The organism is Haliscomenobacter sp., from assembly GCF_033763495.1.
Lineage (GTDB): Bacteria > Bacteroidota > Bacteroidia > Chitinophagales > Saprospiraceae > Haliscomenobacter.
Genome location: NZ_JANRKL010000148.1, coordinates 1 through 12164, shown reverse-complemented (window position 1 = coordinate 12164; position 12164 = coordinate 1). Strand labels below are relative to the sequence as shown.

Sequence of the window (12164 nt, the reverse complement as noted above, 5' to 3'; positions counted from 1 at the left end):
TAGCTGATGCCGCCTCACTTTCTCCAAACATTGTTGACCAATTTGAGCTTGGTGATTGAAATGGAAACGCCAGCTCCGTTTTCATCGCCATTGCTGTCTTCTTTCATATAAAGGATAGCGGATTTGTTTTCCGGTTTTTCCAGGAGGTACATCAAGGGATATTTGTATTTCACATTCTCTGTTTCATCGGGAAAAATGTACTGTTCAGTTTGTGCATAAAAGCCCGCTTCGCCCATTGATCTCAAGGGCGGGAGCAATTGAAAATGGCCGGCTTTGGTCCACAACGCATAAATGCTCTCTTGCAGCCCTCCACACGTACCCTGCGACCAGTCGAAAAGCAGTACATGTTGCACCTCGGGTAATCCCCTTGATGACTGGATGCCAAAATAAAAACCCTGCGCTTCACCAAGGCGTACCTCCGGCAATTGGATTTTGTCCACCATCTGAAAGTCCTTGACGGCCTTTATTTCGTGCACATACCGATTCCACCAGCCCTGCTCGCTTTTTTTTACCTCGGTGCAGCCCAGCAAAAAGCTCAGCTGACCTGGACAGCCCCCTCCCGCCAAGGACAGGTACCCGCCCCAAACCCAACCTTGCTTTTGCTCCTTTTTGGCGTTCGACCAGGCCACCAAATGCCAAGCCGCCGTGCGGCCATTGAGGGTAAGGCGCGCGGTGTCAACTGCGATAACCTCTACGGCTTGACCAATGGGCAGCATCTCCAGCACGGCGCCTGTGGGTGATGGGGACTTCCGTACATTGACATTGTTGCCAAAAATGGCGGTTTGGAAGCCTGGCTTGAAGTACTCGGGTACGATGTCTTCCCGGTAATGCCAGGATGGACAGGTCGTGTCTTGGGAAGGGGCTTTGGCTTGTGCGTTTAAGTGCTGGGCTGAGGTAAAAAGCAATAGCAGGGTGATGAAAATGGTGCTGGGTTGGTATGGGTTAGGTGGGTTGATTTTTTTCATGTTGATGTTGTTCGGTGAATCGGGTGCGGAGCCGTGCAAGGATGGGCACTACACGGATGCGCGAGCAAGATATGGCTTTTTGTAAAAATGTGGAGTGGGGAGGGATATTCTGGGTGGGGGATTTGGGGGTTGCGGCACGAGACATAGCCTTGGACGTCCTCTAGCCCTCTCCTATCCTTTAACCCCCAGAAAACTACTCAGCATCTGGCTGTAATTTTCCCGCATCGGCAAGTCCAGATCAATGTACAAAGTGCTGCGTTCTACCCGGGCATTTTGGCCCGAAACTGGATTCAGTCCCTCCTTGGAATACCGCTTCCAATAGGCCCCGATTCCCCGTTTTTGCCAATTGGGCAAATCGTTGAAATTGATCCCACGCTGAAACAAGAGTTCATTTTTCTGCGCCACACTCATGTTTTCGAGCTGTCGGGTAGCCTGGCTGCTGTTCAGTTGCTCCTGCCGCAAACGCCAGTAACAGTGGGCGTTGAGGGCATTGCGGTAGGCGTCTTCGTTGCGCCAGCGAAAATAATCCACCACCAACTGTGCCGTGGGCAACTCCGAAATGCGGCAATCAAAAACACCCATACCACCCAGCAAACTGGAAAATTTGGCGCTGGCCTCTCCGGCCAAAATGGAGTTGTATTTGCGGTGTTTGCGGCCAAAGGTATTTTCATTCAAATCAAACAACAAGGAGATTTCATCACTTTCGGTATAGCCATAAATGACTTTGAAGCCACAGTTCATCAAGTGTTTGAGGGTGTCGATCATCAAATCCCGGAATTTTTCGTCAAATGGGGCTTCGAAGGCATAAGTCTCCTTGGTGAGCCGGGTAAAATTGCGTCCGTCCAGCCGCGCCACCATGTACATATTGGGCACTACGCAGCGGTCGGGAGCAGTTTCGTAGATCCGCATTTTGAGGTCTAAATCGTCAAATTTCATTGTTCCAGGTTTTGACTTGCCACTCGTTGTCTTCGTAGGCAACGTAATACAGTTCATCAAAACCTTCATCCAGCGTAGGAAGTTCCAATTTGCGGTAAGTGCCCTTGATGCCAATTTCAGGTATTCGGGCTTTGCCTTCACGCTGGGCATTCCACCTCAGCGCCTGTTCCAGACTGGATTGAAAGTAATACGCAATCACCCGAAAATGCCGGGATTTGGCCTTATCGATGTAGCCTTTCCGCTCGGCGCGGGTCGGGTTGGTATTGTCGACCACGAAAGCCTGCTGGGTACTCAAACAGGTGTCGATAAACTGGGCTTCCTTATTGCGCGTGTTGAGCTGATCCAGAGAGATGTGGACGTGGGTGCGAAAGAAGTTGTTGAGGTAAAAGGTGGTTTTTCCAGTGGCTTGGATGCCGATGAAAAGGATGGCTTGCATGAGGTTTTTGGAGGGTAAACAAGGATGGGGGGTGAAAGATTCCAAGGGCGGGGAAACGATCAATTGTAGAATTAGACGGCACGGTAGAGCCGCAGGGCCCTGCGTAGATTTACATTAAGCGCAAAGCTGAAACTTTTTCAAACATACCAGATTGACTACTTCAATCTTTTAGCCATTGCATTCTTTTGCTCCAATCATCCAGATACGCTTTGCGGAATTTATTAACCGTTTTTGCCCCAGCTCGGTCATTTTGCCGGAGTGAATCAGCAGAATTATCAGTCCAAAAATTTGGACCATGCGCATTTTTACTAAATGAACCACCCCAACTTTCTGCTTCCGGATTGTTGATGTCCCCATGTAAAAAATACAATACTGAAGGCGTGTCACCCATTTTTATGTCCTTTTTCTTTTCCCAGAATAATTCCCCCAATGCGCCGTGACCTTTCACGTGAGCTGCTACAAAAGATTCATTTCCATAATCTCCTTCCTGATATCCACCCAGGTACATTCCCCGAAAGCTTGAATTGTTTTCAATCCACCATAAATCCGGGTGTTGATGATAGAGGTAATTTCTTGAATTTGTATCCTGTACCGTATTCCAGGAACCGATTGAATAAATCCGGATGTTCTTTTTAATCCCAGGTCGGTGGTGAATGGCTTGAGCAACATCGGTCATTGAACCCCAAACCAGGATGTACAAGGGTTGCCGTTTATTTTCCCTGGCTTTTTTGATCATCCATTTTGCGCCTTCGCTGGGTTTGTCTGGAATGTGGTGGGTTTGTATCGCTGTAGCCCCCTGTTTGGTCACCCGATACAGGTCTTGTGGGCTTGGAAAATTTTCAGCGTGCTTAATGAGCTTGGTGTAATCTTTTTCATAAGCCTGAATTACTTCTACGATATGCTGCTTTCTGCCTCCATGGGGCGGAGAACTGATCAAGCCTTTGATGTTGAAGCGATCCGCATACATCAACAAATGCACCATCGACTGATAATCATCGGGGTCGCTCCCGCCAATATCGGTGCTTACCACAATGTTCGGCAAATGTCTTTGAGCAGTTGCTGTTGAGTAGACAACGGTGAGGAATAGCAATAAGAGACCATGTGTGCATTTTACCCTAACGCCTTCAATTGCCATAAAATATATATTTACATTCAAATACACAGCATAAATATTTTATATAAAAACTAAGTTCGTGAATTCCAACCACAGGATTGATTTTTTCAAAGGAGCGTGACAAGCAGATACCCGTATGCACCGCTCGCCCAAGCCCCCCTGAAAATTCGCCCCAAAGTAGGATTCGCCGCAGGCAAATGGTGCATAATATTGCATCATGATTTTCATTATCAAAACTAAAAACCATGAAGAAATGAGCTTTAAGGTTTCCTAAACAATTCAGGAGGACTCAGTCCTTGGTTTTTTACTCAAAACTGGCCGTTGCTTTTTACCTTAAAGACATCAATTTGTGCAAAATCAAAGGCCACGATGAGTATTCCTTTGTCTTCGGTAGGTAGGATACCGACGGGTCTTTGATCTTGATTGCTGTTGAAGGCATTCGATTCTGCGGTGACTTTGCCATTGTTGTCCAAAAACAGCAAGACAGGATCTCGATCACCTGATACGGCTTTCCAACTTGCCCCTAGCACAACCATTCGAGTATCATCCAGCCGCATGATGTCCAGTGCTTCTGATTCAACGCCCGATTTGTACAATTGATCCAATTCAAAATTCAGTGCTGATGCATTGTTTAAGTTGGCAATATACATTGATTTCCTGGTACTTACGGGATCAATCGAATAACCAACCAAGGTAATCCGTTGGTTGTTACCCAGCGCTTTAATGAAGGAATCCGGCTCGGTAGTCCCCCTGCTGAGTGGAAAACCAGGCTGGATGGCCCCGTTCAGATCGGTAAGCAGGACGACTCCTTCTGCATTTCTATTGGGCAGCCAGGTTTCCCCACTAATGACCAGGTTATTGTCCATAATTTTGACGTTATGGGCTGTACTCCCGAACTGAAAACCATAAGTACGAGGATACCCTGCGGCAATTTTCCCGCTGAGGTTGGTTTTTAATAAAGCAAGTTCACCAAAATTGCCTTGCGGGGTAGCCGAACCTACTATGATCAAACTCTCATCCGGTAGCTGAACGATTCCGGTCCCTTCCCGCAGTTGTTTGGCATCAAAAACCAGGGGATAAGTAGGTAATAAATTAGCTTGATCGTCCAAAACCATCAATACGCCTTGATCTGAAGTTTGTTGGTTGCCTAATTTTCTTCCCGTCAGGGCAAAGCCCCCATTGGAGAGCCTGACGATGGCTTGAGGAAGTACATCAGCAGCAATTGGAAAAGATTTAGGGTATCCCGGTTTGACTTCTCCAGTGGGATTGTCCAGCCCTAAAATGTAGAGTTCAGTATTGTTGTTGTTGAGGATTCTTTGGCCAACAATTAAGAAATCACCATCGGAAAAGGTAGTACAGAAGTTGGCAGTGATCGTTTCTCCTGGCCTGGCCGGAAAACTTTTGGTAAACGTAGGCGTAGCTTTAAATTCAATGCTTTTTTGGCTAGAAGAACTTGATCCGCTTTTGCTTTTGATGCTCAATCTGATTTGATAAACCCCTGCCTTTTCAAAAGTATGGGTAGGATTTTTTTCGCTTGAGCTGCTTCCATCGCCAAATTCCCACAAGTAGCTCAGCCCTTCTGAAGGCGTAGATTTGTTCGTAAAAGAAAGGGTACATGGGGCTACACTGCAGATCGTGGTTCCCGTAGAGGAGGCATAGTCAAAATCGGCAAGCAGCACTTCAACGGGCTCTTTTTTACATCCTAAAATACTGAATACAATAAAAATATAGGATAACAACTTCTTCATTGGGTTTTGATTGTATGGTGTACTATTGATTGTTTTTTCTGCGAAAATTAATTTGATAGCAAGAAATAAAAAGAAAAACCAGGCTTAGGAACGGAAAGTACGCATACTTTTTGTTGCCAAAATTAGAGGAATTATTGCAAAACGCAAAAGTTGTTTACCGACCCGCTCGTAAAAGTCTTCCCAATTACCGGCTGATCAAAGCACTTTGACCAAACGGGATACCGAACATTCCGTCGATTTCATCAAGCAAAAGCCAATAAATATGGCAATCATGGCGGAAGTGCAGGCATTCTCAGGGGCAGGAAGTTTGATGTCTTCGAAGGCGGGTTCAGGGTGCCTTGTGTCCTGGCCTGGGGTAATTCCCAAGGGAAAGGTTTCCCATGATTTAGTTACCAGTATGGATACTCTTCCTACCATTTGCCACCTTACCGGAACCCCATTGCCCGCCAAAAAGATTGATGGGATGAATATTTTCCCTGCCCTACAAGGCAAGAAGATAAAAAAGCTGAACAAGCGGTATTTTTATTATTATTCCAATGAAAAACCATCCGCTATCCGGAAGGGCAACTGGAAATACATTTTACCCATTAGGGATGCCGTTGCTACCAATCCAGGAAAAAATGGGAAAAATGGGAAGACGGAAACATTCCAACAAACCGAAGCACTTTATAACTTGAAGAAAAATGTTTCAGAAAGCAAAAATGTTATCCAGGAATACCCAGAAATGCCAATGAGCTTAAAAATGCACTGGCTGCATTTGACCAAACTTTGAAAAAGGAAGCACGTCCAGTTGGTGGGAGTAAAAGATAATCCAACTAAAAATTCACCCAAAAGTATGATTCGCCGCAGGCAAATGGTGCATAATATTGCATCATTATTTTCATCTTCAAAACTCAAGACTATGAAAAACTGCCGCCTGTTTGCATTGATTCCCATTTGTCTGGTATTCGCGCTCAACCTTTCCAGCGGGTATGGTCAAGCCAATGGCTGTGAATCCATTTTGGCCGAACGAAGTGGTACCGTATTGCCTGCAGGACCAGCGAGGGTTACCGTAACCCCCAATACCGATCAGGTAGTCGTTGAAGTCACCAAAAACCCCAGTGGCGCCGAAACCCTGGCAAAAATTTATGTCGATGATGTTTTAAAATCAACCCTTAGCTTCCCCAATGGGGTTACCTACGCCCGAACCGAACGTTATACCGCTACCAATGTGAACGGAAAAGAAGTAAAAGTGGTCATCAGCAACTCATCCGTAGGCTTGAAAAGTGATTACGAATGCAAAATCATTGGCATCACCACTTCGCTGGCACCGGGCAGTGCACCCGTTACGGGCAACCTCTCTGGGCAGACCCAAAAATCGGTCGAGTTGAGCCCCGCCTGCGGAGATCAGGTGCGCATCATCGTGCACCGAACTTCCGGTCAAGCCGTTGGTAACATTTTTGTTTACAACGGCAACAGTGCGCAGCCTTTCCAGTCTCATGTTCTGGGTAAAGATGAAGTTCAGAAAGTCTTTGTACTAACGGGATCTACCAACCGCCGCTACCGGGTGGTGCTCAAAAATCAGTCCATCGGCAACTTTTTGGGGTATTCTATCAACGGAATTCAACTGTAGCCATAACCAAGCTGAGTCGTCATCCCGAATTTTCAATACCATTCTAAAGCGACATTCTTTTCACAAAGAAAACTTCAGGAATCTCCAACATGATTCATCCGGAATTGTGTATAAAACATAAAGCTGCATTTTTTAGTTGCAATTGTTTCGATTTTCTGATCTTTGTTCAAGGAAAGTCTGAGCGCATGTCTAAAAATTTTTGTTTTGCTGCAAATGTCCCGATTTAGGGTGAATTTCGTTCCGAAAATGCTCATGTAGTGCTGCTACACTCCGCTTTTCGTGCCTCATTCCCCCTAAATCGACCTCATTTTCGCCTAAAACAAAAATATTTAGACATGCTCTGAAATTGTACGACTGGAATTAAACGCTGTTCCACAAAATGATTTGACCATTAAATCACTCATTTTGAACACCTTGAATAAATCAAACATTAGTGTTCAGATACTGGTCATTTTGGCGCTATCTTATTCAAGCAGCCTAAATGCCATGGTTCTGTTGGGAAATCTAAAACATTGCACTCAAAATGAAATTCAATTAAATGTTCTTTTTGGGAGATTTCATCTTCAGAGTGACAATGTCAAGATTCCAGTGACCGCAAAGGGGCATTTTATAAGCCATGTGCACATCCAGGAAATCCGTGTTGCTGAGTTACTCATTGCAGGCGAACCTATAATTCTTCTTTTAAATTCGTCGAGCGATACGTTATCCCTTGATTTGGATTGTACGGATAAAGCAAACTCCCTGGTTTTTCGGGGCAAACTAGGTCTGGAAAACCAATTCATCAACAGCCGACCTTTTCCAAATTACCATGAAAGGTTCAGAAAATTAAAGCCTGAGGAAAAAACCAATTCCCGTTTTGTTGACTCCATTTTTCACCTGGAGGAGCTACATGAAAAGCAACTATTAAAAACCCTGCAAAACCAAATGGCCAAAGAAAGTTACCAATTTCTGGAAGCCGAAATTGAATATTACTACCTGCTTTTGAAAATTAAGGCAGGGCTCGAAGTGGGATATAAAAGCCTTAAACAATATAATTTAAGCTGGAGCAATAGAAACGATAGTTTATTTAAAAGCAAATCTTGTGCTCCTGACCACAAGTTCGGGCCTTATTATAATCATTACATTGGAAGCTGGCATGCTCACCTGGAAAGGAAGTTTCAAATTGGCCTCGGACAGGACTCCAGCTACTGGTTGAAACAATTTGGAACCTCATCCATGGACGAGTTGATGGAGTTATTGGGGAAGGATAAATACAATAAACCTTTTTATGTCCTTTGTGAACAAGAGCTGTGCGATGCTGCATTTGAAAAAGCTCTCGCCAATAGAATTTACCAGTCACAAGAAGATGGCGATTTTGAAAATTTAAGCTTTTTATTTGAAAAATTCATTCAAAAGTTTCCCCAAAGCCCATATTTAGAACGCATTGCCCTCAAAATGAAGGAGATAGAAAAAAACATGAAACGAACCAATGAACAATTGCCAATGGTCCATTTTTATGAACCGGAATTATTGTTCAATTCCCTGGATGAAATCATTCATCGTAAAGAATTTGTTGGGAAAGTGATTTTGGTCGATATCTGGGGTACCTGGTGCGGCCCCTGCCGAGAAGAATTTAAACACCTGCCTGCTTTAAAGGATAAACTTAAAAACGAGGCAGTAGCCTACTTGTATTTAGCCCATGAAAAAACCAGGAACCCGCTACCACATTGGCAAGAAACTGCAAAGTACTTTAACTTAAGTGGCTATCATTATTTACTCAATGAAGCAGTGCTGAATGATTTTTGGCGAAAAGTTGATCCAAGCTCCCAATTGCGATCTTATCCAACTTATATGATAATTGGCAAAGATGGCAAGGTACAAACGCCCAATGCTTTTGCGCCAAGTGAGGGGGACAGGCTTTTTCAGCAATTGCTTTCAGCATTGAAGGAGTGAGGTATTCTGGTTTGACTTCTCCCGCTCGTCCAAGTCTTCCCTATGAACTCCAAAACGCAACGCTGGTGCAGTGTCTCATAACCTGCACCTATTATCTCTGCGTCTTCAAGACGCAAGAGCTTGCACGATGCTAAAGAAAATCCATCACCTCTCTTCATTCTTGACCATCAACCCCTGGCAGATACACAAAACTACTCCTTGGCAAATACGACTCCAGTAAGTCTAGTTCCAGCAAACACCCCTCATTTTCAAACACATAATTCCGAACACTGCTATACAGGTACGCTTCCGCTTTATCCACTCATCCTGCCCGAACTGGGCCCTGACTAGGACAAACCAGGTCAATGCCCACCCTTCAATTCCGCTTCAGCTCTGATTGTCGCATGGGCATTGCATCGATGATCCGGAAAAGCTCAGCGGGAGAAATAGGCTGACTGGTTCTTAATTTTTCAGTACCATCTTTGCCGATGAGCACGACTCTAAAAGTTTCTTTTTCAACCTTGTAAACTTGGTACAAATGCTTGTCATCGGCAGCAGTTACATTGGTGTCTGATTTTGGATTTACGACAATTGCCTTCAGGTCCCGCTCCAATAGCCCAGCACGGCTGGGCTGAAGCAGTGACAGTTGTTCCTTGAGCTGCTGGTCTTGAGGATCAGGAGCAAAAACCAATAAAATGCGATTTTTCCAGCGGTACTGCTCCAATGGTTGAGCAAAAAGGGTGGAGCCACCCAATACGCCAAAGGCTAAACAGGAAATGAAGCAAAACATTGAACTATTCATAGGAATGGGAATAAATGATGCAAATGTTGACCAGCTAGAACGTAACCGCCCCTAAATTGACCATTCAACTCAACTAAATTGCTCAACAATTGTTCGCTGCCCAAAGATGTCGCTTTTTTGTCTTTTCAATAGAAAGATTCACCAGTACACCATTTTCTAAAACCTTTACCCATTGGTTCTGTTAGGCAGGCAAACCATATCGAAATGAAACATTTCTTTTTTATTTTTTCCTTGCTTGTATCAACTACAAGCTTCGCCCAAACCAAATCAATTGTAGAAATTGCCGTTGGTTCTGCCGACCACACTACCTTGGTAGCAGCCCTCAAAGCAGCTGATCTTGTTACGACGCTGAGTGGACAGGGACCTTTCACCGTGTTTGCCCCGGTCAATGCAGCTTTCGACAAATTGCCTGCCGGCACCGTTGCTTCTTTGTTGGAGCCAGCCAATAAGGCTAAGCTTGCACAAATTTTAACTTACCACGTAGTGGCTGGCAACTTGAATGCCAAGGCTGTTTTGGCTGCCATCAAAAAAGGTAAGGGAAAAGTTGTGCTGACCACGGTAAGTGGAGGTAAACTCACCGCGTCTTTGGAGAAGAAGAAAGTGAAACTGACGGACGAAAACGGTGGTGTTGCTTTCGTTACCGCGACTGATTTGACCGGCTCAAACGGTGTAATCCATGTCATTGACACTGTAGTATTACCGAAATAATTGAGCACAGTGTTTTAGTATTGAATTGGAAGGCGCTTTAAAAGCAAAGCCCTTCCAATTCACCCATTCATACCCCCAAAGGTTTGTGTTGCAGCACAGCCAGCTCTAGCAAAGCCTCCCTCCCCAGGGCGTTCCAGGCCCTAAAATTCCTTGTTGGGTTCATTTTTTTTTCAGAACTTCGTAAAGCCGCAGCGTGTTGGCGGTAATTTCGACAGTGAGCCAAGGATGACAGCGCAATTGATTAGCCACATACAATCCATTATTGACTTGACCTAAACCGAGATTGATTGGGTCAAGGAACTCTTTAAAGAAAAACAACTTAAAAAAGGAGCGTTCTTTTTGGCGGGGGGCCAGGTTTGCAAGCATGTCGGCTTTATCAATAAAGGGCTAATGCGCTATTGCATTAACCACAATGGGGAGGACAAAACGTATGGTTGGGCTTCAAAAAATCGCGGAACCTTTGTTCAAGTACATGGCCAGGAGAGCGATAAAAACGGGCCGTTTAAACGAATTAACCCGCAAATATTGCGGAGAATAAAAGCCGCCCGCAAGCCGTAAACGAAAAATCTGAACAACATCACTTTTGGACATTTGTCCTGCCGATTGGTTCTTGATTGATGGAACTTTGCATCGTCATCTAAAACGAATTGCCACATGCAAAAGAACATCAACAAGCAGGAAGCATACGAATACATGCTCAATCGGATACAACAGCTTACCATCAATAGCCCCAGGCTGTTTGGCACAATGTCAGTCGAACAAATGCTGTGTCACCTTTCAGACCAGTTGCGGCTTGCCTTAAACCAAAAACCAACTTTAACCAAAACCAATTTGTACTACAGAACCATCTACAAATGGGTGGCCATTTATTTGATGAAAGAAATGCCCAAAAACCTAACCACAATCAAGGAACAACAACAAGGAATCGGCAATGCTGGAACCTTACCAACTGGTTTTGAAAATGATAGAATGATTTTGTTGAACCTGTTGGCTGAATTTAAAAACCAACAAGATTCCCTACACCCCCACCCCTTATTGGGTAAATTGACCGCCAATGAGTGGGGAAAATTGGTGTTTGTTCATATGGATTACCACCTTAAACAATTCAGCAATTAGGCGAAAAAGGGACTCTTGGTCGTAGATACGTCCTTTAGAGGGGTGATAGAGGTGAGGGGAGTAGAAGGCTTGGCGATCTGGTGGAGGGGTCGACTTTAAGATGTTAGATACGAGTTAGCATTGATCTTTGCAACAAAAAAGCCTCACTCTTAAATGAATCTTTAAGGATGAGGCTTTTGAAAAAGAAGTTGTGATCCCGTGAGGAGCAACCTTATTTGCTAAACCCCTGACTATCAAAACGCATTGCCGCGTCAATTTCAAATCCTAAACAATGGGCACTGATCCTGGCGGGTCTTTACCCATTGGGTCAGTGCTGCTAACTTGCCCTTGCATCACTTGTTGACTTGGTTTCACCAGAACGGGCGAAAGATAAAACACCTTCACCATTTACACTACCTATTCAAAAATACGAATTCTCAATTTTACTTTTTCACCGTGATTTTCGCCAACAATCAAAAAAGGTAAAGAAAGGTCAGGGTTCGTCTCCAAAATGGTCCTCATGGTTTGTACATGTGTATCAGGAGATGCATGCCCAGGCCGCAAATAAATTATCCCCCAGAATGGGACGCTGTCTCTGAATATCAAGGTGCCAAAATCACTATCTTGACTGATTACAACCCTTTACTCATTGTGGGCCATTTCAAGAATTTTCCGATCTGACAAGCGAAAAAGCCGGGCTTCTTTGATGTCGAAAACATCAAAACCCTGCTCCCTCAAAAATTCGAGCAGTTCAACATCGATGTTTTCATCCGTTAAATATTTCAGGCCTTTGACGCTGATCATGCCGCCGTCTGTACTTCAATGATGATTTCGTTT

12 protein-coding genes and 1 pseudogene are annotated in these 12164 nt (G+C 44.5%); 5 read left to right on the top strand and 8 right to left on the bottom strand.

What is annotated here, in order from left to right; all coding sequences use genetic code 11:
* Nucleotides 1–14 precede the first annotated feature (14 nt).
* From SFV55_RS14975 to SFV55_RS14955, 5 genes are all read right to left on the bottom strand, one after another.
* Nucleotides 15–965, bottom strand: coding sequence for an SH3 domain-containing protein (locus SFV55_RS14975; protein ID WP_320030328.1), 951 nt, complete (start codon nt 963–965; stop codon nt 15–17).
* Between the two features lie 171 nt (nt 966–1136).
* The gene (locus SFV55_RS14970) at nt 1137–1901 is read right to left on the bottom strand and encodes a tRNA(His) guanylyltransferase Thg1 family protein (RefSeq protein WP_320030327.1); all 765 of its coding nucleotides are present in this window, start codon (nt 1899–1901) and stop codon (nt 1137–1139) included.
* Nucleotides 1891–2337 carry an AAA family ATPase gene (locus SFV55_RS14965; protein WP_320030326.1) on the bottom strand — a complete coding sequence of 149 codons (447 nt, stop codon included), beginning with the start codon at nt 2335–2337 and terminating at the stop codon, nt 1891–1893. The genes SFV55_RS14970 and SFV55_RS14965 overlap by 11 nt, the downstream gene beginning before the upstream one ends.
* Before the next feature lie 160 nt (nt 2338–2497).
* Nucleotides 2498–3472, bottom strand: coding sequence for a DUF1593 domain-containing protein (locus SFV55_RS14960; protein WP_320030325.1), 975 nt, complete (start codon nt 3470–3472; stop codon nt 2498–2500).
* Nucleotides 3473–3759: 287 nt separating this feature from the next.
* Entirely contained in the window at nt 3760–5199 is a 1440-nt protein-coding gene (locus SFV55_RS14955) for a PKD domain-containing protein (protein WP_320030324.1), read from the bottom strand.
* A gap of 262 nt (nt 5200–5461) precedes the next feature.
* Between SFV55_RS14955 and SFV55_RS14950 the strand changes: the two genes are divergently transcribed.
* From SFV55_RS14950 to SFV55_RS14940, 3 genes are all read left to right on the top strand, one after another.
* Nucleotides 5462–5971, top strand: coding sequence for a sulfatase/phosphatase domain-containing protein (locus SFV55_RS14950; protein ID WP_320030323.1), 510 nt, complete (start codon nt 5462–5464; stop codon nt 5969–5971).
* A 129-nt stretch (nt 5972–6100) separates the two neighbouring features.
* On the top strand, nt 6101–6811 hold the full coding sequence (locus tag SFV55_RS14945) for a hypothetical protein (RefSeq protein WP_320030322.1): 711 nt from the start codon (nt 6101–6103) through the stop codon (nt 6809–6811).
* 618 nt (nt 6812–7429) lie between these two features.
* On the top strand, nt 7430–8743 hold the full coding sequence (locus SFV55_RS14940; RefSeq protein WP_320030321.1) for a TlpA disulfide reductase family protein: 1314 nt from the start codon (nt 7430–7432) through the stop codon (nt 8741–8743).
* 355 nt (nt 8744–9098) lie between these two features.
* Here the strand turns inward: SFV55_RS14940 and SFV55_RS14935 are convergent, their stop codons facing one another.
* Nucleotides 9099–9524, bottom strand: a complete 426-nt coding sequence (locus SFV55_RS14935; RefSeq protein ID WP_320030320.1) for a DUF4174 domain-containing protein — start codon at nt 9522–9524, stop codon at nt 9099–9101.
* A 204-nt stretch (nt 9525–9728) separates the two neighbouring features.
* Here SFV55_RS14935 and SFV55_RS14930 point away from each other — a divergent pair, with 204 nt between their 5' ends.
* On the top strand, nt 9729–10232 hold the full coding sequence (locus SFV55_RS14930) for a fasciclin domain-containing protein (protein ID WP_320030319.1): 504 nt from the start codon (nt 9729–9731) through the stop codon (nt 10230–10232).
* Nucleotides 10233–10391: 159 nt separating this feature from the next.
* On the opposite strand, the gene SFV55_RS14925 is transcribed toward SFV55_RS14930, so the two are convergent.
* Complete coding sequence (locus SFV55_RS14925; RefSeq protein WP_320030318.1) at nt 10392–10598, bottom strand: hypothetical protein; 207 nt, start codon at nt 10596–10598, stop codon at nt 10392–10394.
* Nucleotides 10599–10886: 288 nt separating this feature from the next.
* Here SFV55_RS14925 and SFV55_RS14920 point away from each other — a divergent pair, with 288 nt between their 5' ends.
* The gene (locus tag SFV55_RS14920) at nt 10887–11348 is read left to right on the top strand and encodes a DUF1569 domain-containing protein (protein ID WP_320030317.1); all 462 of its coding nucleotides are present in this window, start codon (nt 10887–10889) and stop codon (nt 11346–11348) included.
* Nucleotides 11349–11744: 396 nt separating this feature from the next.
* On the opposite strand, the pseudogene SFV55_RS30225 reads toward SFV55_RS14920, so the two are convergent.
* Nucleotides 11745–12131 (bottom strand): annotated as a pseudogene (locus tag SFV55_RS30225) (DUF5615 family PIN-like protein).
* Nucleotides 12132–12164: the final 33 nt, after the last annotated feature.

Excerpts from the sequence above, each read along its gene's own strand:
- SFV55_RS14950 (WP_320030323.1), top strand. The coding sequence starts at position 5,462 with ATGGCAATCATGGCGGAAGTGCAGGCATTCTCAGGGGCAGGAAGTTTG.
- SFV55_RS14930 (WP_320030319.1), top strand. The coding sequence starts at position 9,729 with ATGAAACATTTCTTTTTTATTTTTTCCTTGCTTGTATCAACTACAAGC.
- SFV55_RS14960 (WP_320030325.1), bottom strand. The coding sequence starts at position 3,472 with ATGGCAATTGAAGGCGTTAGGGTAAAATGCACACATGGTCTCTTATTG.
- SFV55_RS14970 (WP_320030327.1), bottom strand. The coding sequence starts at position 1,901 with ATGAAATTTGACGATTTAGACCTCAAAATGCGGATCTACGAAACTGCT.
- SFV55_RS14955 (WP_320030324.1), bottom strand. The coding sequence starts at position 5,199 with ATGAAGAAGTTGTTATCCTATATTTTTATTGTATTCAGTATTTTAGGA.
- SFV55_RS14925 (WP_320030318.1), bottom strand. The coding sequence starts at position 10,598 with ATGCTTGCAAACCTGGCCCCCCGCCAAAAAGAACGCTCCTTTTTTAAG.
- SFV55_RS14965 (WP_320030326.1), bottom strand. The coding sequence starts at position 2,337 with ATGCAAGCCATCCTTTTCATCGGCATCCAAGCCACTGGAAAAACCACC.
- SFV55_RS14945 (WP_320030322.1), top strand. The coding sequence starts at position 6,101 with ATGAAAAACTGCCGCCTGTTTGCATTGATTCCCATTTGTCTGGTATTC.
- SFV55_RS14935 (WP_320030320.1), bottom strand. The coding sequence starts at position 9,524 with ATGAATAGTTCAATGTTTTGCTTCATTTCCTGTTTAGCCTTTGGCGTA.
- SFV55_RS14920 (WP_320030317.1), top strand. The coding sequence starts at position 10,887 with ATGCAAAAGAACATCAACAAGCAGGAAGCATACGAATACATGCTCAAT.
- SFV55_RS14975 (WP_320030328.1), bottom strand. The coding sequence starts at position 965 with ATGAAAAAAATCAACCCACCTAACCCATACCAACCCAGCACCATTTTC.